Source organism: Streptomyces sp. NBC_00080 (assembly GCF_045041255.1).
Classification (GTDB): domain Bacteria; phylum Actinomycetota; class Actinomycetes; order Streptomycetales; family Streptomycetaceae; genus Streptomyces; species Streptomyces coriariae.
Genome location: NZ_CP108235.1, coordinates 3546512 through 3566105, shown reverse-complemented (window position 1 = coordinate 3566105; position 19594 = coordinate 3546512). Strand labels below are relative to the sequence as shown.

Genomic DNA, 19594 nt, shown 5'->3' with positions numbered 1-19594 from the left:
GCGGTACCTAGACGCAGTACTGGGACTGTTTCCCGATGGACCGGTACATGCAGTCCGCGTTCTCGAGAAGCTGAAGCACCGCGTCCCGGTTACGGGAGGTCTCCCGCTCGATGATCTCGTCGGGCGGGTAGAACCCCCCTCCGGAGGCCGACGACGGGTACATCTCGAAGGTGTACGAGAAGATCTTCTGCGTCCCCCAGAGGTAGTCGTCGATCGACCCGTCGGTGATGTACAGGTCGCTCGACTGCTCGGGGGTGTACCCGTTGCTCGCGGCCATCTTCTGCCCGACGGCCTTGAACGCGGCGTTGTCGTCCGCGGTCATCCCGGTCGCCGTGTCCGCGGTGGTGTAGCCGAACGGCCACAGCACCAGCTGGCTGTACGTGTGGAAGTCGATCCCGGCGGTGATCTGCTGCTTCCCGCCCACGATCCGGCTGCGCACGAAGTCGGCGACGACCTTCACCTCGGGCGCGGACTCGGCGGCCGCGCCCCGGTAGGTCTCGGAGGACGTGGACCCCGAAGAGCCGCCACAGCAGCCGAACCTGTAGTTCCAGTTCCGGTTGAGGTCCGTACCGACGTACGAGCTGCCGGAGTTGGGCTGCCGGTTCTTGCGCCACGAGCGGTAGGAGCCGGAGGCGATGTCGTACTCGCCGCCGTCCGGGTTGAGGTCGGGGACGATCCAGATCTCGCGGCCGTTGACCATGCTGGTGACGCGGGAGTCGGAGCCGTAGCCGGCGCCCAGTTCGCGGATCAGGTACAGCGCCATCTCGACGGTGAGGTGCTCGCGGGCGTGCTGGTGGTGGGTGAACAGCACCTCCGGCTCGGCCTCGTCGGTGGCGACGTTGTCGCTGATCTTGACGGCCACGATGTCCCGGCCCTGGTACGACTTGCCGATGACCCGCTTGCTCATGATGCCCGGGTAGGCGGCGATGCGCTGGTCGATCTCCGTCGTCATCTCGGCGTAGTTGTGGTACTTCGAGTCGGCGGTCGGGAAGTCGAAGAGCCGTACCTCGTCCTCGGCGACCCGGTCGGGTGCCGAGCCCAGCAGGGACACCTCGTACCCCTGCGCGCGCAGCTTCCTCACCTGGTCCGCGCGGCCGGAGACCACGACGGTCTCCTCGTCGGCCTCGTCGACGCTCACCCCGGACGCGGCGATCGCGGTGCGCATCTGGGGGGTGCTGTGGTGGACGTGGATCTCGTACTGGCGGATGTCGTCGGCGGAGGGGGCCGCCTTCGGTGCGCTGCCCGCCGCCGCGTCGGTGACCGTCGCCGAGACCGGGGCGGCGAGAGCGAGGGCGAGCAGTGCGGCGAGGACGGCGGTCCGCCTGCCGCTGCGGGCGCTTGTGGCGCCGGCGCCTGAGCCGCGAATGCGAAGTCGCATGAACTCTCCTTGTGGGGAGCCGGGTCGTGGGGGGCTGTGCGCTTGCTGTGTGCGGCGGTGCGGTGCCGCTCATCGTCGAGGCATGGCATGAGCAGGTCAAGGGACGACAAAGGGCCGCTGGCCGAAATCATGCGGAATGCGACGAGCGGCCGGCCGCGCAGTTTATCCGCGCCCGCGCCGGTCGGCCGGTACCCGGGGTTTGACCGGAGTGTGAGCACATCGGGTGGAGATCCCGCACGCACCCTTGCCGGAGCGGCCTCTTTGGGTTTTCTTGACCTCCATGGCGGACACCACGGGACCCCCCACGGGAAACTCCACACACACCGAGGCACCATCCGGCATCGACAACGCGGCCCCCCGCAGATCCAGTTGGAAGTACATCGGCCCCGGCATCGTCGTCGCCGCGACCGGCGTCGGCGCCGGCGACCTGGTGGCCACGCTCATCGCCGGCAGCAACTTCGGCTACACCCTGCTCTGGGCGGCGGTCGTCGGCTGCCTGGTCAAGATCTCCCTCGCCGAGGCGGCCGGCCGCTGGCACCTCTCCACCGGCCGCACCCTCTTCGACGGCTGGGCCAGCCTCGGCCGCTGGACGACGTGGTTCTTCGTCGTCTACGTGGTCGTCTGGGGCTTCGTCTACGGCGCGGCGGCGATGTCGTCGAGCGCGCTGCCCCTCCAGGCGCTGTTCCCGGACGTGATGGACCTCGAGTCGTGGGCCATCGCCTGCGGTCTGGTGGGCCTGGTGTTCGTCTGGTTCAACAAGTACGCCGTCTTCGAGAAGGTCATGACGGTCCTGGTGGGCGTCATGTTCGTGGTGACGGTGTATCTGGCGATCCGGGTCACCCCCAACCTCGGCGACGCCTTCGCGGGCCTCCTGCCGGTCCTGCCGGACGAGAAGGACTCCGTCCTCAACACCCTGGGCCTGATCGGCGGCGTCGGCGGCACCATCACCCTCGCCGCGTACGGCTACTGGGTGAACGCCAAGGGCTGGACGAACACCGGCTGGATGAAGGTGATGCGGCTCGACAACCGGGTCGCGTACGTGACGACGGGTGTCTTCGTCGTCGCCATGCTCTTCGTCGGCGCGGAACTGCTGCACTCCGCGAACGTGGCGATCGCGAGCGGCGACAAGGGGCTCGTCCAGTTGAGCGACATCCTGGAGGCGGAGTACGGCACGGCGACCGCCAAGTTCTTCCTGATCGGCTTCTTCGCCACCTCCTTCACCTCCCTGATCGGCGTCTGGCACGGTGTGAGCCTGATGTTCGCCGACTTCGTGGCCCGCTACCGCGGCCGGGGCGACGCGAGCGGGGCGGAGGTCGCCTCCGGCGAGCGGGAACGCTCCTGGCCCTTCCGCGCGTATCTGCTGTGGCTGACCTTCCCGCCGATCGTGCTGCTCTTCCAGGGCGAGCCGTTCCGGCTGATCATCCTGTACGGCGTGCTGGGTGCGGCCTTCCTGCCGTTCCTGGCCGGGACGCTGCTGTGGCTGCTCAACTCCTCCCGCACGCCCGGCGAGTGGCGCAACGGACTGCTGAGCAACGCGATGCTGGTGCTGGCGGGCCTGCTGTTCCTGGTGCTGTGCGTCAAGCAGGTCTGGGACCAGCCGTGGTCGGAGTTCTTCTGATGATCGCCACGGCTCGAACTTGCGTAACTCAAGCTTGAGTTACGCAAACATCTCTCCTAGGCTGCTGACCCCCTAGGAGAGGTGCCGTCGCCGTGGCTGTGACCGTGCTGGACGACAAGACCGCGCTCGTGCTGATCGACCTCCAGGCCGGCACGCTCGCCGCCCCCACCGTGCCGTACCCGGCGGCGGACGTGGTGGCCCGGGCCGCCGAACTCGCGGACGCCTTCCGCGCCGCGGGCGCCCCCGTCGTCCTGGTCCGCATGTCCACCTCGCCCGACGGCGCCGACGCGGTGCCCGGCCGCAGCGAGGCGGCGCGGGCGGCCGGCGGCCGCTCCCGCCCCTACGACCTCGGCCCGATCGCCGAACCGCTGACCGGCCACGAGGGCGACATCCTGGTCACCAAGCGGACCTGGGGCGCCTTCCACGCCACCGACCTCGACCTTCAGCTGCGGCGCCGGGGAGTGACCCAGGTCGTCCTCGCCGGCATCGCGACCAGCCTCGGCGTCGAGTCGACCGCCCGCGCCGCCCACGAGCACGGCTACCACGTCACGTTCGCGGTCGACGCGATGACCGACATCAACGAGGACGCGCACCGGCACCGGGTGTCGTACCTGTTCCCGCTGATCGGCGAGCCGGGCACGACGCGGGAGATCCTCGACCTGCTGTCGGGCGCCCGAGCCTGAACCCGAGGGCCAGTCCATTCGCGGTCTCCGTCCGTCAGTCCTCGGTGGCCGTCCACCGGGGGCTGAGCGCGACGGCCCGCAGTTGCTCGATCGTGAGGGCGGGCTTCGCACGGGTCGCGGCCTTGTCCTGCTCGGCGGAGTTGAAGGCACTGACGACCACCCGCAGACCGCCCTTGCGCAGGGTGTCCACCGTCCACATCACGACCCCCGCACCGCCCTTCTCGCCGGGGCCCTGCTTCACCGAGACGCGGGTGCCGTCGGGGAGGGTCTCGGTGCCGGAGCCGTACAGCTGACCGGCCACGTCGGACATGTTCGGCTGCACGTTGACCTGGACCAGGCTCGCGCCCTTGCCGTCGTCGACGACGAAGTAGCCGTACCCGGTCTCCTGGCTGCCGTTCCCGACGCGTTCCAGGCCCTTGGGCAGCAGGAGGGCGAGCTTGCGCAGGATGAGCCAGCCGGCCATCTCCGTGGGCCGGGCGGAGGAGCCCGTCGGGGAGACCGGCTTCTTCTCCTCCCCGGGGATGGCGTCGGCGATCCGGCGCCACTCCGAGGCCGCGGCCAGCGTCTTCAACCGGCCAGCCGTCAAGGGGGGTTCGGGGCGAGTGGCGGGCTTGCCCTTCTCCGCCGCGGCGTTCCACTCGATGACGCTCACATGGTGCCCGGCCGGGGTGACCAGGTCCGCGCCCCACGACTTGAGGTTGTCGCGGTGGTCGGGATACTCGTAGCCCTGGTAGACGGTGATCGCGGACCTGTCGGGCAGGAGCTCGGTCTTGCAGCTGTCGAGGTGAGTCTCCTCTTCGTCCGGGCAGGGCATCACGGCGGTGGAAGGATCGACCTCACCCGCGTCCGCCGGGATCCGGGCCAGGCCCACGGAGATGGACCCCTTGCCCTTGCCGTCGTCGAACACGCCCATCGCCAGCGGTGGCCGCTCCTCGCCCGTGCCACGCGCGTCCGTCATGCTGAACTCCCCTTCGGGAAGCAGCTGTTGGAGGGTGCGGATCATGTCGTCGGGGGAGTAGACGGTCTTGGCACTGCTGCTGCCGGACGCGGCGACGGAGGAGGGCAGGGACGCCGGCTTGCCGCCCCACGGCACGAGCAGCGCCCCGCCCACCCCCACCAGGGCGAGGCTCGCCGCTCCGCCCGCGACCGCGGTCCTGCGCCGCAGCCGCATGCGGTCGCCGCGGGCCCGCCCGGCGGCGGCGAGCGCGGCGGGGCTGTCGAAATGGCCGCCGGCCTCACGCAGGGCGGCGGAGAGCTGCTCCTCGAAGGGGTCGCTGTACTGGTCGACGGGCATGGTGAACCACCGCTTTCGGCGAGACGGGTCGAAAAGAGTTCGAAGAAGGGGGGCGGGGGAGGTGCGCGGGGCGCGGTACCGGGGGCCGGGTGCCGGACGGCTCAGGGGCGGGCGTACTCGCCGATGTCCTCGCCCAGCAGCTCCCGCAGCCGCCCCAGCGCCCGCGAGCAGCGCGTCCGCACGGCCGCCGAGCTCGCGTTCATCGCGCCTGCGGTCTCCTCGATCGAGCGGTCCTCCCAGTACCGCAGGACCACGACCGCCCGGTCCTTGGCGGGCAGCCGCCCGAGGGCCTGCATCAGGGTCAGCCGCAGCGGTGTGTCGGTACCGCTGCCGTCGGCCACGTCCGGGAACGCCTCCACGGCCCGCTCGCGGCTGCTGCGCCGCCGCTGGTGGGCGAGGAAGGTGCGGGTGAGGACGGTCTGCGCGTAACCGGCCGGGTTGTCGACCCGGGACACCCGCCCCCAGCGGACGTACAGCCTGCCGAGGGTCTCCTGAACCAGATCCTCGGCGAGGTGGGTGTCCCCGGCGGTGAGCAGACAGGCCGACCGGTACAGATGCCCGGTACGCGCCGCCGCGAACTCGGCGTACTCGTCCGCGCGGGCGGCCTGCCTCATGAGTGTTCCCCCTGTGTCGGTTGCCGTGCTGTCCTCAACTCCCTAATGCGGTGGGGTGCGGGAAATGTTTCAGGGGAGACCGAAAGTGGCCGCACAGGATCGCGGGGGTACTTTTTCGTTGTGACAGACCAGCCGCCCTCCCCTCCGCCGCCGCCGGGCTTCGGCCCGCCCCCGCCGCCGTATGTCCCGCAGCACCCGCAGCACCCGCAGCACTATGCCCCGCAGTACGCCCCGCAGGCGGAGCCGCCGCCCGGTCCGGAGTTCCTCGCGGTCGACAAGCGCAACTCGGTCGTCGTGGACGCGGCGGGCGTCGCCTTCGAGATGTACGACATCACGGTCGAGTTCCCCTGGCCCGAGGTCCGCAGCGTCCACTACAAGGCGAGCCCCGACGGCAAGGCCCTCATGGTCGCCGTGGTGCACGTGGACGGCAGGGTCTACGAGTGCGTGGTGACGGCGAAGCCGAGGGAACGGTTGCAGGGCTGGTTCGCCCAACTGGCCTGGGTGCTGGGCCACTACCGGCCGACGGGGTACTGACGGACTGCCGGGCGGCGGCAGCGCCGGACGCACGGGAGGGTGCCGCCCACGGTCGTCCCGTGGAGCGACACCCTCCGTCACCGGCTACCGGCTACCGGCTACCGCCCCCGCGCCGCTACGGCAGCCCGTGCACATGCGGGCCCACGGCCGCCGACCACGCGTTGCCCGCCGACGCGTCCCAGTTCGTCGACCACGTCATCGCGCCCCGCAGAGCGGGATAGGTCTTCGACGGCTTGAAGGAGCCGCAGCCCGTGCCCTTGGCGAGGCAGTCCAGGGCGTTGTTGACCACCGTCGGCGACACGTATCCGCTGCCCGCGCCGCTCGTCGAGGCCGGCAGTCCCAGGCCCACCTGGGACGGGTCCAGACCGCCCTCCAGCTGGATGCAGGCCAGCGCCGTCAGGAAGTCCACCGAGCCCTGGCTGTAGACCTTGCCGTCGCAGCCCAGCATCGAACCGCTGTTGTAGTACTGCATGTTGACGACCGTGAGGATGTCCTTCACGTTCAGCGCCGTCTGGAAGTAGCCGTTCGACGTCGACTGCATGTCGATCGTCTGCGGGGCCATCGTCAGGACCAGCCCGGAGCCCGCCTTCGACGACAGCGACCGCAGCGCCTGCGACATGTACGTCGCGTTCAGGCCGTTCTCCAGGTCGATGTCGACACCGTCGAACCCGTACGTCTGCATCAGCGCGTACACCGAGTTCGCGAAGTTCGCCGCGGACGTCGGGTCGCTCACCGAAACGGTGCCGTTCTGGCCGCCCACCGAGACGATGACCTTCCTGCCGGCCGCCTGCTTCGCCCTGATGTCCGCCTTGAACTGGTCCACCGTGTAGCCGCCCAGGCCCGCGGAGTCCAGGTTGAAGGTCACGGCACCCGGCGTCGTCGTCGCGTCCGCGAAGGCCACGGCGATGATGTCGTACTGGGAGGGGACGTCGGAGATCTTCTGGACGGTCGCGCCGTTGTTGAAGTTCTGCCAGTAGCCGGTCACCGCGTGCTTGGGCACGGTCCCGCCCCCGGTGCCGACCGCGGTCGTCGTGCCCGTGACCGCCGTCGACTTCACCGACTCGCCGGCCGCGTTGGTCGCCGTGACCTGGAAGCTGTACGACGTCGAGGCCGCGAGGCCGGTCACGGTCGCCGAGGTCCCGGTCACCGCCGTCACCTTCGTACCGCCGCGGTAGACGGAGTAGCCGGTCGCGCCGGAGACCGCGTTCCACGAGAGGGACACGGACGACGAGGTCGTGCCCGACACGGCCAGCCCGGCCGGTGCGCCGGGCACCGTCGGGGCCGGGTCGCCGCCCCCGCCGCCGTCGGGGCCGTAGACCGACACGTCGTCCGCGTAGTACGCCGCCTGGCCGTACCAGCCGTGCGTGTACACGGATACGGACGTGGTCGACGCGCCGGTGGTGAAGGTCGTCGACAGCTGCTTCCACGACGCCGAATCGGGCGTCCAGGTCGACACGTCCGTCGTGCCGGTGCCGGTCACGCCCAGGTAGGTGTAGCCGCCCTGGACCCACGCGCTGAGCGTGTACGTCGAGTTGGGCTTCACGGCCACCGTCTGGGCGCACCTGGCGTTGTCCTGCCCCGCCGGGGTCGCCTTCAGCGCGGCCGCTCCCGCGTGCGTCGGCGAGGAGACGGTCGTACCGCTGCCCGCCGAACAGGTCCAGTTGGTCAGGCCGGACTCGAAGCCGGCGTTCCTCGCGTTGTTCAGGTCCGCGGCGGACGCCTGAGCCGCGCCCGTCATGGACAGGGCGAGGGCGGCGGCGAGGACGCCCGCGGCTCCCGGCCCGAGTCGTGTCGTTCTTTTCAGTGGGGACATGGCAGTAAGTTGGTCCAGACCAATTCTGTTGTCAAGAGGTCCGGCCGTGGAGGGCCGGTGGAGGACGCGCGTGCGTAACCTGCCCCGATTTGACGGGACTTGCGCGAAGAAGAGTTGCTTGGCAGCCAGGGAAAGCTGTTCTCCGGCCACAGAGGCGTGGATACAGTGCTGGGGTAGTCACGCAATGAAGTCACCCCGGTGCACCGGAGTAACGCCGGTGGGCCGGACCGCGGGAATCGGGGAGCTGCGCGTGCCAACAGCCATTGCCGTGACCGGAGCCGACCTGGCGCTGCCGCCGCAGGACGAGCGCACCCTGCCCGCCACCGTTCTCGCCGACCTCGACCGACAGCCGCTGGACCGTGCCCTGGCCGCCGTCCAGGCCCTCGTCGATCAGTACGGACACGTGATCGTCGTGTACTCGCGGTCCGTCCCCGTCGCCGTCGAGCAGCGACTGCACACCATCCGCTCCCTCCTGGAGAGCGACCGCATCGCGCTCTTCCGCCCCGACCTTCCCCCGCTCGCGACGGCCGTCCTCGCCCGCCAGCTGCGTCAGCTGGCCTCCTGCGACCTCGGCCCCGGCGTCCTCGCCTCCGCGGGCCGGCTGCTCACCCACTACCTCCACGCGGGCGCGCTGCTCGGCTCGGTCGCCCGCCTCGACCGGGTGCCCGTGGTCGGCCTGACCTCGCATGCCAGGTCATGGGTTCCGGGTAGTCAGTTCGGTGTGCTCGCCCACCCGCAGCCGGAACTGGTCAAGGCCACCCCCGAAACAGTGCTGCCCGGACCGGAGTTCGGTACCTGGCTGCTCGTCGCCCGCGGACAGCTGCAGTCCGACTGGGTCACCGACGTCCTCGCCCCCGCCTGGAAGGTCCAGGGGCTGCGCGAGACGCATCTGCCCGCCGAGTCCGCCGACTGGTGGGGCACCGGCAAGGCGATCGAGTTCTGCGCCTACCTGCCCGACCTGTCGGTCCTCTACCAGCTGGTCACGTCCGTGCGGCAGAGCGTCTGCCACTGGTGCGGCATCGACGTCATCGGCGACCGCTGCGTCTTCTGCTCCGCGACCCCGCCGCCCGCCTCCGACCTCACCGCCCGTCCCGCCGCCCGCGCGCTCACCGCGGGCGACTGAACCGCCTTGAGCACCCCGTCCCAGGCCCCTGTCCCGTCCGCTCGACCGACCCCCACAAAGCAAAGAAGCGAGGTTGCACGGCTCTTGACTTCCTCCCCCTCCTGACAGAGGGGAATTCCTACGGCTCGCGCCGTGGGGTTTTCTGCTTCGTCGCCGACCGCCCCGTCCGGGAGGACTCCCGTTGAGGTCTTACACCGGCTCCACAGACAGATGCCGTCAGCCCGACGGCCAGAAGGTTCTTCGCCGCATTCACGTCCCGGTCATGGGTCGTGCCGCAGCCGTCGCACGTCCAGGTACGGACGTTGAGCGGCATCCTCTCGGCGAGGGCGCCGCAGTGCGAGCACAGCTTGGAGGAGGGGAAGAAGCGGTCGACCGCGATCACTTCCCGTCCGTACCAGGCGGCCTTGTACTCCAACATGCTCCGGAAGTCGGCCCATGCCGCGTCGCTGATGGCGCGGGCGAGGCTCCGGTTTCTGACCATTCCGCGGACGGTCAGGTCCTCGATCACGAGCGTTTGGTTCTCACGCACGAGCCGAGTGGTCAGTTTGTGCAGCATGTCGCGGCGGCGGTCGGCGATCCGCGCGTGGACGCGGGCGGCCTTGACACGGGCCTTGGTCCGGTTCGCGGAACCCGTGGCCTTGCGGGACACCTGCCGCTGGGCCCTCGCCAGGCGGGCCCGGTCGCGGCGCTCATGCCGTGGGTCGGCGACCTTCTCCCCGGTGGACAGGGTCACCAGGTGACTGAGGCCGACGTCGATGCCGATGGCCGTGCCGTTGGCAGGGAGCGGCTGGACGGCGGGGTCCTCTACGAGGAGGCACACGAACCAACGTCCGGCCGCATCGTGGGACACGGTCACCGTCGAGGGCTTCGCGCCCTCGGGCATGGGGCGCGACCAGCGGATGTCCAGTGGCTCGCTCATCTTCGCGAGAGTCAGCCGCCCGTCGCGGAAGCGGAACGCGCTGGTGGTGTACTCCGCGCTCCTGCGGGACTTCTTCCGGGACTTGAACCGCGGGTACTTCGCCCGCTTCGCGAAGAAGTTCGAGAAGGCGATCTGCAGATGCCGCAGCGCCTGCTGGAGCGGGACCGACGACACCTCGCCCAGGTAGGCCAGCTCCTCGGTCTTCTTCCATGCGGTCAGCAACGCGCCTCGGATGGGTGAGCGCGCTTCCGCTCTGGCGGCCGACCGGCTCTCCCCGCCCCGCTCCGCAGGAGTCCATTTCCTCCCCGGCCTGAAAGCCGGGGTATCCACGGAGGAACCCCGATGAACTCCCGTCAGCGCCGCGGCGTGATTCTCCTGCTCCTGTCGATCCTGTGCGCCCTCGGCGCGTTCGCCGGCGTCCTCTCCGTCATCGACGACGTGAAGTCCAAGGTCGGTCCCGAGGTCACGGCGTACGAGCTGCGTTCCGACGTGGCGCCCTACACCACCCTGAACGCGGGCCAGTTCAAGAAGATCGAGATGCCGGAGCGCTGGCTGTCGGAGAACGCGGTCACCGACCTCGCCGCCATCCGCGGCAAGATCGCCGTGACGACGCTGAAGAAGGGCTCCCTGCTCCAGAGCGACATGATCGTCGACCAGCCCGCCCTCCAGCCGGGCCAGCAGGAGGTCGCCATCATGATCGACGCGGCCACCGGCGTCGCCGGCAAGATCACCCCCGGGTCGTCCGTCAACGTCTACGCCACCTTCGAGGGCGCCCGGGAGAGCGACCCCGACCAGTCGAAGATCATCGTCACCAACGCCCGGGTCCTCGACGTGGGCGAGCTGACCGCCCTCGAGCCGGACGAGAACAACCGCAGCCAGTCGCCCACCGACGCGGTCCCCATCACCTTCGCACTGTCCACGCTCGACGCCCAGCGCATCACGTACGCCGAGTCCTTCGCCAAGCGCGTCCGCCTCGCCCTCGTCGCGCCCGGCGGCGACACCACGGTCCCCGACCAGGACCGTACCTACGAACTCGTCACGGACAAGTGAGAGGCCGCCGCCCATGCCCACGAGGATCCTCCCGGCCGTCGGCGACGCGGACGCGGTCCGTTCCCTCACCACCCTGCTCAGCCAGCTCCCGGACGCCGAACCGGTCGCCCCGGTCTCCGACTCCACCCAGCTCGTGGACACCCTGGCCCGGCTCGCCGCCGAGTCGGTCGACGAACTGCCCGAGGTCGTCGTCGTCCACGAACGCATCGGCCCCGTACCGGCGCTCGAGCTGGTCCGGGAGGTGGCCCTGCGGTTTCCCGCGGTCGGCGTCATCCTCGTCACCACCGACGTGGGGCCCGGCCTGTTCGCCGCCGCCATGGACTCAGGCGCCCGCGGTCTGGTCACCCTCCCGCTGAGCTACGAGGACCTCGCCAACCGCGTCCAGGCCGTCGCCCAGTGGTCGGTCGGCGTACGGCGCCATCTCGGCCACGGGGCCGACGTGTTCACCGGCGTCGGCGGCACCGTCGTCACCGTCAGCGGCGCCAAGGGAGGCGTGGGCACCACCCTCACGGCCGTACAGCTCGCCCTCGCCGCGCAGGCGTCCGGCCGCCCCACCGCCCTCGTCGACCTCGACCTCCAGTCCGGTGACGTCGCCTCCTACCTGGACGTCCAGTTCCGCCGCTCGGTCGTCGACCTGGCCGCCATCACCGACATCTCGCCCCGCATCCTCGCCGAGGCCGTCTTCCGGCACGACACCGGCGTGGCCCTCCTCCTCGCCCCCGCCGAGGGCGAACGCGGCGAGGAGGTCACCGACCGCGCCGCCCGCCAGATCATCAGCGCCCTGCGCTCCCGCTACGAGGTCGTCGTCGTCGACTGCGGCGCCCAGCTGAGCGGCGCGGGCGCGGCCGCCGTCGAACTGGCCGAGCGGGCCCTGCTCGTCACCACCCCCGACGTCGTCGCCGTCCGCGGCGCCAAACGCACCGTCCGCATGTGGGACCGGCTCCAGATCCGCAAGGCCGAGGAGACGACCGTCGTCGTCAACCGCCACACCCGGAGCACGGAGATCCAGCCCCCGCTCATCCAGAAGATCACCGGCACGGCGATCGCCGCGACCACGGTCCCCGCCAACTTCCGGGAACTCCAGGCCGCGGTCGACGCCGGCCGGGTGCACGCCCTCGACGGCAAGGGCACCGTCCGGCAGGCCCTGTGGGCGCTCGCGGCGGAACTGGGGCTGGTCAAGGCGCCGGAGACCGCCCTCGTGCGCAGGGCGGGCGGCCGGGCGCGCGGCGGGGACCGGGGCGCGGCCGGGTTCCGGCGGCGGAGGGAGTGAACGGCATGTGGGGACACAGGGCACGCGACCGGGGCCAGGTCACGATCGAGTTCCTCGGCATGACACCGCTGATCATCGTGACCTTGGTGGTGGTGTGGCAGTTCGTCCTCGTGGGGTACACGTTCACGCTCGCGGGGAATGCTGCCGACGAGGCGGTGCGGGCGGGGACGGCGGCCCCTCCGGGGGAGCGGCTCGCGGCATGCCGACAGGCGGGCCTGGACAAGCTCGGGGACGCGTGGAAGGGGAACGCCGTGGTCGATTGCGGCGGCAGTGGCTATGTCACGGCGGACGTCTCCCTCAAGGTGCCGGTCCTGTTCCCCGGCACCATCGACTTCCCGTTCACGGTGCACGGGCACGCGGGCGCCGTCGAGGAAGAGGACGGCGACTGAGATGGCCCACGGACGCCGCGCACGCGCAGGAGCCCGCTCCCGCGACCGGGGCCAAGTGGCCCTGGAGTACCTGGGGTTCCTGCCGCTCCTGCTGCTGGTCGCGCTCGGTGCCGTACAGCTCGGCCTGATCGCGTACGCGGCACAGCAGGCGGGCACCGCGGCCCGGACCGGGGCCCGCAGCGCCTCCCTCGACGAGGACTACGGCGCCGACTGCGCGCAGGCGGTGAGCAGTTGGCTGGACGTGAGTTGCAGCGCGGCCGGCCTGGGCGACGAGGTCCGGGTCACCTCCACCGTCACCATCCCGTCCGTCATTCCCGGCATCGGGAACTTCGGCCAGGCCCACAAGACGGCCACGATGCCGGTCGACCACTGAGGGAAGGGCATCCGACATGAGCCTGCGGGCACGCATCACCTCCCCCGAGGAGAACGGCGGCCGGGGCGAGGACGGCCACCTGGTGACCTCCTACCGCGCCAAGCTGCTGGAGGAGATCGACCTCGCCGAGATGAGCTCGCTGGCCGCCGCCGAGCGCCGGGCGCGGCTGGAGCGGGTCCTGGGACACATCATCAGCCGCGAGGGCCCCGTCCTGTCCACGGTGGAACGCGCACAGCTGATCCGCCGGGTGGTCGACGAGGCACTGGGCCTGGGCATCCTGGAGCCGCTCCTCGAGGACGCGTCGATCACCGAGATCATGGTGAACGGCCCCGACGCGATCTTCGTCGAACGGGGCGGCAGGGTGGAACAACTCCCCATCCGCTTCGCGTCGAACGACCAGCTGATGCAGACGATCGAACGCATCGTCTCCACCGTCAACCGCCGCGTCGACGAGACCAACCCGATGGTCGACGCGCGGCTGCCGTCGGGCGAGCGGGTCAACGTCATCATCCCCCCGTTGTCGCTGACCGGCCCCACCCTCACCATCCGCCGCTTCCCGCGGTCCTTCACCCTCCACGAACTGATCGGCTTCGGCTCGCTGGACGAGCAGATGCTGTACCTGCTGGCGGGCCTCGTGCAGGCCAAGTTCAACGTGATCGTCTCGGGCGCGACGGGCACCGGCAAGACGACGTTGCTGAACGCGCTCTCCGGCCTGATCCCGGACGGCGAACGCATCATCACCATCGAGGACTCGGCGGAACTCCAGCTCCAGCAGTCGCATGTGATCCGCCTGGAGTCCCGGCCTCCGAACGTCGAGGGCAACGGCCGCATCACCATCCGCGACCTGGTCCGCAACTCCCTGCGGATGCGCCCGGACCGGATCGTGGTCGGCGAGGTCCGGGGCGGCGAGTCGCTCGACATGCTCCAGGCGATGTCGACCGGCCACGACGGCTCCCTGGCCACGGTCCACGCCAACAGCGCGGAGGACGCCCTGATGCGCCTGCAGACCCTCGCGTCGATGTCGGACGTCGAGATTCCCTTCATCGCGCTGCACGACCAGATCAACAGCGCGGTGGACGTCGTCGTCCAGCTCACCCGCTTCGCCGACGGCGCCCGCCGCATCACCGAGATAGCCGTGCTCGACAGCCACGGCGGAGAGCCGTACCGGCTGGCGACGATCGCCCGCTTCAACGCCCAGCCGATGGCCGCCGACGGCCGCGTCTACGGCGCCTTCGAGTACTTCCCCCTCCCACGCCGCACCGCGGACCGCCTGTACATGGCGAGCCAGCCGATCCCGCAGGCGTTCGGGGTGGCGCGCGCGGCACACGAACTGACGACAAGGGAAGCCCGGTAACGCTGATGGACCTCGAGACCCTGATTGCCCTCACCACCGGCGGAACCGTCCTGACCTGCGCCCTGGCCGTCGCGGGCCTGCACGCGTACGCACGCGGCCGGGACCGGCGGGCGGAGCTGGTGGAGCGCCTCTCCTACACCGGCCAGCCTCCCGGCACCGGCCGCCGACGCCGCTTCCGCACCCTGGACCGACGACTGCGCCGTACGCAGACGGGCCGCAGGCTGGAGCTGAAGCTGGCGGCGACCGGCCTGGACGTGACCCCCGGCGAGTTCTTCGTCCACATGCTGGCGACGGTGGCCGGCCTGTGGCTGATCGGCCAGGCCACCCTGGCCCCCTTCTTCGGCCCGATCGCCGGCCTCCTCGGCGTCTGGGCGGCCTGGCAGTTCCTCAACTGGCAACGCCAGAAACGCATCGAGAAGTTCATCAACCAACTCCCCGAACTGGCGCGCATCCTGGCCAACGCCACCCACGCGGGCCTGGCGCTGCGCACCGCGATCGGCATGGCGGCCGAGGAACTGGAGGCCCCGGCGGGCGAGGAACTCGCCAAGGTGGCCAACCAGTTGGCGGTGGGCCACTCCATGGACGACGCCCTGGGCGAACTCGCCGACCGGCTCCCCTCCCGCGAACTGGTCGTCCTCGTCACCACCCTGGTCCTCTCCAACCGGGCCGGCGGCCAGGTCGTCGGCGCCCTGCGCAACCTCACGGAGACGCTGGAGGAACGCAAGGAGACCCGGCGCGAGGTCCGCACCCAGCTGTCGCAGGTGAACATGACGTCCTACGCGGTGCCCGCGCTGGGGATCGGGGCGTTGTTCCTCATGAACAGCGTCGAGGACGGAACGCTGGACCGCATGACGGGCTCGGCCGTCGGCCAGGCCTGCGTGATCATCGCGTTCGGTCTCTACGCGGTCGGCTTCGTCCTCATCCGCCGCATGTCCCGTATCGACGTCTGAGCAGGAGGTGGCGTAGGAGATGGAACTTCTGCTCGCACTCGCCGTGGGCCTCAGCGTCTGGGGCATGTTCGCCGGTATCCGCATGTACCGGGCCGACGTGAAGCTGCCCAGCGACCTCGCGCTGGCCCTGGAGGTCGGCTCGACGCGTACCAGTGCCGTCGGCTCGCTCGTCGACCGCATGGGCATGCGCTACGCCCCCGCCGTCCTGCGGCTGATGGGCCCCAAGCAGGTCACCAGGTACCGGCGCAGGATAGACCTCGCGGGAAACCCGGGCGGCCTGACCATCGACCGCTACGCGGCCCGGCGCGCCGTCTACGGAGCGATCGGCGCGCTCGGCGCGTTCGCCGCGCTGCTCCAGGGCAGCTTCTTCGTCGGGCTGCTCATGCTCGCCTTCGGCGCGTTCTGGTCCGAGGTCGGCATCTGGTCCGCGATCCGGGTCCGCAAGGACGCCATCGAGCGGACCCTGCCGGACTTCCTCGACGTCCTCGCCGTGGTGGTGAGCGCGGGCCTCGGCTTCCGGCAGGCCCTCGACCGGGTGGCGTCCCACTACGCGGGCCCCTGGGCGGACGAGATCCGCATCACGCTGCGTCAGATGGACCTCGGCGTGAGCCGCCGCGAGGCCTTCCAGGAGCTGCGCCGCCGCAATGACTCCGAGCAGGTCGCCATGTTCGTCACGGCGCTCCAGCAGGGCGAGGAACTCGGCGCGCCGATCGTCGACACGCTCGTCTCGATCGCCAAGGACATGCGCCGGACGGACGCGCAGAACGCCCGCCGCAAGGCGGCCCGCGCGGTCCCCAAGGCCACTTTGATGATCACCACGTTCATGGTCCCGGCGACGATGCTCCTCCTCGGCGCGGGGATGCTGCTCGGCTCCGGTACGGACTTCACCTCGATCACGGGCGAGTAGGCGGACGGGATGACGGCCATGACGACGGCGACGACGAGCGTGACGGTGAGCGCGCGGGCGAGGGCACGGGCGCGGGCACGGGCGCGGGCGCGCGGCGGGGTGCTGGGGCGCCGCCCGGAGCGGGAGGCCGGCCCGGTACCGGCGGACACCACGCCGACCGACACCGGCACCGGCTCCGGCACCGGGGTGCAGAAGTCCGAGGTGCGGAAGTCCGAGGTTCCGAAAGCCGAGGTGCCGAAAGCCGAGGTGCCGATACTGGAGGGCGTTCCTCTTCAGGTCAACGCGCTCCAGGCGATGTGCCGGCAGGTGTTCGGGTTCCGGCTGGCCATGATCGCGGTCGCCGCGCCCGCGGCCCTCCTCAACGCCGCCCCGGGCCTGGGCACCCGCCTGGTGGGCGCGGCCGTGGTCGTCACCTTCATGGGGTCCTACGTCCTGTTCCGCGACTGGGAGCGCTTCGGCCCCCTCCTCCTGCGCCACCCCTCGCTGCTGGCCGTGGACACCCTGTTCGGCACCCTGCTGCTGATCTCGGCGGGGCCGGACACCACGCTCGCCTACGTCAGCGTCTGTACCCCGCTGCTGGCCGGCATCGTCTACGGCTGGCGGGGCGCCGCCTGTTTCGCGTCCCTCCAGTCACTGATCCTGCTGCTGGTCCACGCGACCCTCGTGCAAGAGCCCGGCGTCGGCCTCGCCGAGAGACTGCTGCTGCCGGGCCTCTGCGTCATCACCGGCGCGATGGGCTCGTCGCTGCGCCACCTGATGCTCCGCTTCGGCGCGGCCACCCAGGCCCTGACCGCGGTCAGGGCGCGCCTGGCCGGCACCGAGGCGGTCGCCGCCGAACGCGCCCGTCTGGCCCGGGAGATGCACGACTCCGTGGCCAAGACGCTGCACGGCGTGGCCCTCGCCGCGGACGCCCTGGCCCATTCGGCGGGCTCGCCGGGCATGGACCCGGTCATCGTGCGGCAGCACGCCGAGCTGGTCGCCCGCGCCGCGCGCCGCGCCGCCGCCGAGTCCCGGGAGCTCCTCACCGACCTCCGCCGGGAGTCGGACCCGGCGCAGGACGTCGACCTCCTGCCCGAACTGGCGTCCCACGCGGACGTGTTCGGGGACCGGACGGGCCTGCCGGTCAGCTACCACGCCTCCGGCGACCGCGCGACGCTCCCCGTCCCGCCCGCGGTGGCCCGACAGCTCCTCACGATCACCTCCGAGGCCATGGAGAACGCCCACCGCCACGCGGCCCCGACCCATGTGGAGGTGCGAGCGGCCGTGAACGGCGAGCTCCTCACCCTGAGCGTCCGCGACGACGGCCGTGGCCTCCCGCCCGGCGTCACCCTCGAACAGCTGCGCCGCACGGGCCACTTCGGCCTGGTCGGCATGACCGAACGGGCCGCCTCCGTCGGCGCCCGCATCCGTATCGGCCACGGCCACGACTCCCGGGGCACCGAGGTGCGCCTGGAGCTCCCGCTGGCCGCGCTCACAGAGGAGGTCGTCTGATGCCGGACCGACCGCCCCACCGCCCCGGCGCCGAGCAGCCGCTCTTCCCGCCACCGCCCAGGCCCTGCCCCGTACGCGTGGTCGTGGCCGACGACAACCCGGTGGTCCGGGCGGGCCTGACCGCCCTGCTCTCCGGCCGGCAGGACATCACGGTCGTCGCGCAGGCGGCGGACGGCCGCGAGGCCTACGAGGCGGCCCGCCTGCACCGCCCCGACGTGGTCCTCCTGGACGTCCGCATGCCCGGGGTGGACGGACTCTCGGCCCTTCCGCACCTGGCACGGATCGCCCGGGTCGTGATGCTGACGTACAGCCACGAGGCCGAGATCGTCCAGGAAGCCCTGCGCGGGGGAGCCGGGGGCTACCTCGTCCACGGGGAGTTCACCGTGGAGGAGTTGGTGTCGGCGGTGCGGGACGTCACCCGGGGCCGCGCCCACTTCACCCCGACGGCGGCGACAGCGGTACTGGCACAGCTGCGGGGCGATGCGACTGCACACGTGAAAGTGGACCCATCCCCCCTATTTCCAGAGACTTCCACGGAAGTGCTTTCGCAGTTGCAACCAATCGTGAGACAGTCTTCTTCCTCGGTATTCCGGGCGGGGTTCCAACTCAGCGCGAGGGAGGCGGAGATCATGGACCTCATCGCGTCGGGCATGAACAATCAGCAGATCGCCGCCACCTGCTTCATCAGCGAGAAGACGGTCAAGAACCACATCAACCGCATCTTCGCCAAGCTGCACAGCAGCAGCCGCTCCGAGGCCGCGGCCAAGTGGCTGGGCACGGCGGTGACCTCATGAGATACCGCCGGACTTTACTTCTGCCCTCCGACTGGGTCCGGGATTGGGCCCAGGGGCCCTTCTCCGAGGTGGACACACGGTCATACGTTGCCGGTCACGCCACCGATGGAGAGGAACGCCATGAGCGACCTGCTGCTGAAGACCGCCGTCGCGGCCAGGGTCCGGGTGAGCGGCTGGACGAACACGACGGTGCGGGCCGTACGCCGCCGCGCCGACGACGACAGGGGACAGACCGCCGTCGAGTACCTGGGCATCATCGCGGTGGTGGTGGCGATCGTGGTCCTGATCGCCAACACGAACCTGGGCCAGACGATCGTCGACAAGCTGAGGACACAGATCGAAAAGGTGGCCCCCTGATCCGACCTCGCACGTACGGCGACGCAGGGCAGGTCTTCCCCATCTACATCGTGGTGGTGGCGGGCCTGCTCTTTCTCGCGTTCGCCTACTTCGCGGTCGGCCAGGCGGCGGTGAACCGCAACGGCGCGCAGACGGCCGCCGACGCGGCGGCGCTGGCGTCGGCGCAGGAGGCCAGGGACGAGCTCGCCGATCTGTGGAAGCTGGCCGTCCTCGACCCCACGCAGTGGCAGAGGATCTTCGACGGCGATGTGGGACTGAAGCCCTCGTGCTGGCGCGCCTATGAGCTCGCGGCGCAGAACGACGCCAGTGTGGACGATTGCGAAGACGGCTTCCGGACCACGGTCAGGGTGCAGGCGAACAAGCCGGCGGGGGACTCCGTAATCCCCGTCACGAGTACCACGAGGGCACACGCCTCGGCCACCGCGGTGATCGAGTCGCTGTGCACGTTCGAACTGCCCTCCGTGCCACCGTCCGAGCCGCCGGTCGAGCCGTCTGGCGAACCGTCGGGTGAGCCGCCGGGCGAGGATGCCGAAGACGACGTGCTGCCGACGCTCACCTGCAAGGGTGGGGACTGGGAGCTGGACCCGGACGATCCCACCGATCTGCCCGGACCCGAGGACCTCTTCGATGTCCACCTGGCCACCGACTGACGTGCGATCGACGAGTGCAGAAAGAAGCGGAGT

At 70.7% G+C, this 19594-nt stretch carries 19 protein-coding genes and 1 pseudogene; 15 read left to right on the top strand and 5 right to left on the bottom strand.

The genetic code is table 11. The features are described 5' to 3' along the window. Nucleotides 1-7: 7 nt before the first annotated feature. Nucleotides 8-1378 carry a M14 family metallopeptidase gene (locus OHU34_RS15650; RefSeq protein WP_020128057.1) on the bottom strand — a complete coding sequence of 457 codons (1371 nt, stop codon included), beginning with the start codon at nucleotides 1376-1378 and terminating at the stop codon, nucleotides 8-10. A gap of 280 nt (nucleotides 1379-1658) precedes the next feature. On the opposite strand from OHU34_RS15650, the gene OHU34_RS15645 reads away from it, so the two are divergent. Beyond that, complete coding sequence (locus OHU34_RS15645) at nucleotides 1659-2996, top strand: Nramp family divalent metal transporter (protein ID WP_142265960.1); 1338 nt, start codon at nucleotides 1659-1661, stop codon at nucleotides 2994-2996. Between the two features lie 92 nt (nucleotides 2997-3088). Beyond that, complete coding sequence (locus tag OHU34_RS15640) at nucleotides 3089-3679, top strand: isochorismatase family protein (protein WP_142265961.1); 591 nt, start codon at nucleotides 3089-3091, stop codon at nucleotides 3677-3679. Nucleotides 3680-3713: 34 nt separating this feature from the next. On the opposite strand, the gene OHU34_RS15635 is transcribed toward OHU34_RS15640, so the two are convergent. Next, complete coding sequence (locus OHU34_RS15635; RefSeq protein WP_405766836.1) at nucleotides 3714-4973, bottom strand: hypothetical protein; 1260 nt, start codon at nucleotides 4971-4973, stop codon at nucleotides 3714-3716. Nucleotides 4974-5074: 101 nt separating this feature from the next. After that, nucleotides 5075-5587 carry a SigE family RNA polymerase sigma factor gene (locus OHU34_RS15630; RefSeq protein ID WP_142265963.1) on the bottom strand — a complete coding sequence of 171 codons (513 nt, stop codon included), beginning with the start codon at nucleotides 5585-5587 and terminating at the stop codon, nucleotides 5075-5077. A gap of 120 nt (nucleotides 5588-5707) precedes the next feature. Here OHU34_RS15630 and OHU34_RS15625 point away from each other — a divergent pair, with 120 nt between their 5' ends. Then, nucleotides 5708-6121 (top strand): hypothetical protein, encoded by a 414-nt coding sequence (locus OHU34_RS15625; RefSeq protein WP_142265964.1) that lies wholly within the window; start codon nucleotides 5708-5710, stop codon nucleotides 6119-6121. 115 nt (nucleotides 6122-6236) lie between these two features. On the opposite strand, the gene OHU34_RS15620 is transcribed toward OHU34_RS15625, so the two are convergent. Continuing rightward, entirely contained in the window at nucleotides 6237-7934 is a 1698-nt protein-coding gene (locus OHU34_RS15620; protein WP_142265965.1) for a chitinase, read from the bottom strand. Nucleotides 7935-8184: 250 nt separating this feature from the next. Here OHU34_RS15620 and OHU34_RS15615 point away from each other — a divergent pair, with 250 nt between their 5' ends. Further along, a complete protein-coding gene (locus tag OHU34_RS15615) occupies nucleotides 8185-9057 on the top strand; it encodes a hypothetical protein (RefSeq protein ID WP_230194768.1) in 873 nt (290 codons plus the stop codon). A 118-nt stretch (nucleotides 9058-9175) separates the two neighbouring features. Here the strand turns inward: OHU34_RS15615 and OHU34_RS15610 are convergent. Further along, nucleotides 9176-10201 (bottom strand): annotated as a pseudogene (locus OHU34_RS15610) (RNA-guided endonuclease InsQ/TnpB family protein); the annotation flags it as partial. Between the two features lie 117 nt (nucleotides 10202-10318). Here OHU34_RS15610 and cpaB point away from each other — a divergent pair. The 11 genes from cpaB (at nucleotide 10319) to OHU34_RS15555 (ending at nucleotide 19561) form a co-directional block, all read left to right on the top strand. Then, nucleotides 10319-11026 carry a Flp pilus assembly protein CpaB gene (gene cpaB / locus OHU34_RS15605; RefSeq protein WP_142265967.1) on the top strand — a complete coding sequence of 236 codons (708 nt, stop codon included), beginning with the start codon at nucleotides 10319-10321 and terminating at the stop codon, nucleotides 11024-11026. A 13-nt stretch (nucleotides 11027-11039) separates the two neighbouring features. Further along, nucleotides 11040-12296: a CpaE family protein gene (locus OHU34_RS15600; protein WP_405766832.1), complete on the top strand. Its 1257-nt coding sequence runs from the start codon at nucleotides 11040-11042 to the stop codon at nucleotides 12294-12296. Between the two features lie 5 nt (nucleotides 12297-12301). Then, on the top strand, nucleotides 12302-12685 hold the full coding sequence (locus tag OHU34_RS15595) for a TadE/TadG family type IV pilus assembly protein (protein WP_142265969.1): 384 nt from the start codon (nucleotides 12302-12304) through the stop codon (nucleotides 12683-12685). Between the two features lies 1 nt (nucleotide 12686). Further along, on the top strand, nucleotides 12687-13058 hold the full coding sequence (locus OHU34_RS15590; protein WP_405766828.1) for a TadE/TadG family type IV pilus assembly protein: 372 nt from the start codon (nucleotides 12687-12689) through the stop codon (nucleotides 13056-13058). 16 nt (nucleotides 13059-13074) lie between these two features. Next, complete coding sequence (locus OHU34_RS15585; RefSeq protein ID WP_142265971.1) at nucleotides 13075-14412, top strand: CpaF family protein; 1338 nt, start codon at nucleotides 13075-13077, stop codon at nucleotides 14410-14412. Nucleotides 14413-14417: 5 nt separating this feature from the next. Then, entirely contained in the window at nucleotides 14418-15362 is a 945-nt protein-coding gene (locus OHU34_RS15580) for a type II secretion system F family protein (RefSeq protein WP_142265972.1), read from the top strand. Nucleotides 15363-15381: 19 nt separating this feature from the next. Next, nucleotides 15382-16269: a DUF5936 domain-containing protein gene (locus tag OHU34_RS15575; RefSeq protein WP_142265973.1), complete on the top strand. Its 888-nt coding sequence runs from the start codon at nucleotides 15382-15384 to the stop codon at nucleotides 16267-16269. A 9-nt stretch (nucleotides 16270-16278) separates the two neighbouring features. Beyond that, the gene (locus OHU34_RS15570) at nucleotides 16279-17760 is read left to right on the top strand and encodes a sensor histidine kinase (protein ID WP_230194767.1); all 1482 of its coding nucleotides are present in this window, start codon (nucleotides 16279-16281) and stop codon (nucleotides 17758-17760) included. Next, the gene (locus OHU34_RS15565; protein WP_142265975.1) at nucleotides 17760-18554 is read left to right on the top strand and encodes a response regulator transcription factor; all 795 of its coding nucleotides are present in this window, start codon (nucleotides 17760-17762) and stop codon (nucleotides 18552-18554) included. Before OHU34_RS15570 ends, OHU34_RS15565 begins: the two co-directional genes overlap by 1 nt. Nucleotides 18555-18674: 120 nt before the next feature. Further along, a complete protein-coding gene (locus tag OHU34_RS15560; RefSeq protein ID WP_405766823.1) occupies nucleotides 18675-18911 on the top strand; it encodes a Flp family type IVb pilin in 237 nt (78 codons plus the stop codon). Next, a complete protein-coding gene (locus tag OHU34_RS15555; RefSeq protein WP_405772261.1) occupies nucleotides 18911-19561 on the top strand; it encodes a pilus assembly protein TadG-related protein in 651 nt (216 codons plus the stop codon). The genes OHU34_RS15560 and OHU34_RS15555 overlap by 1 nt, the downstream gene beginning before the upstream one ends. Nucleotides 19562-19594 lie beyond the last annotated feature (33 nt).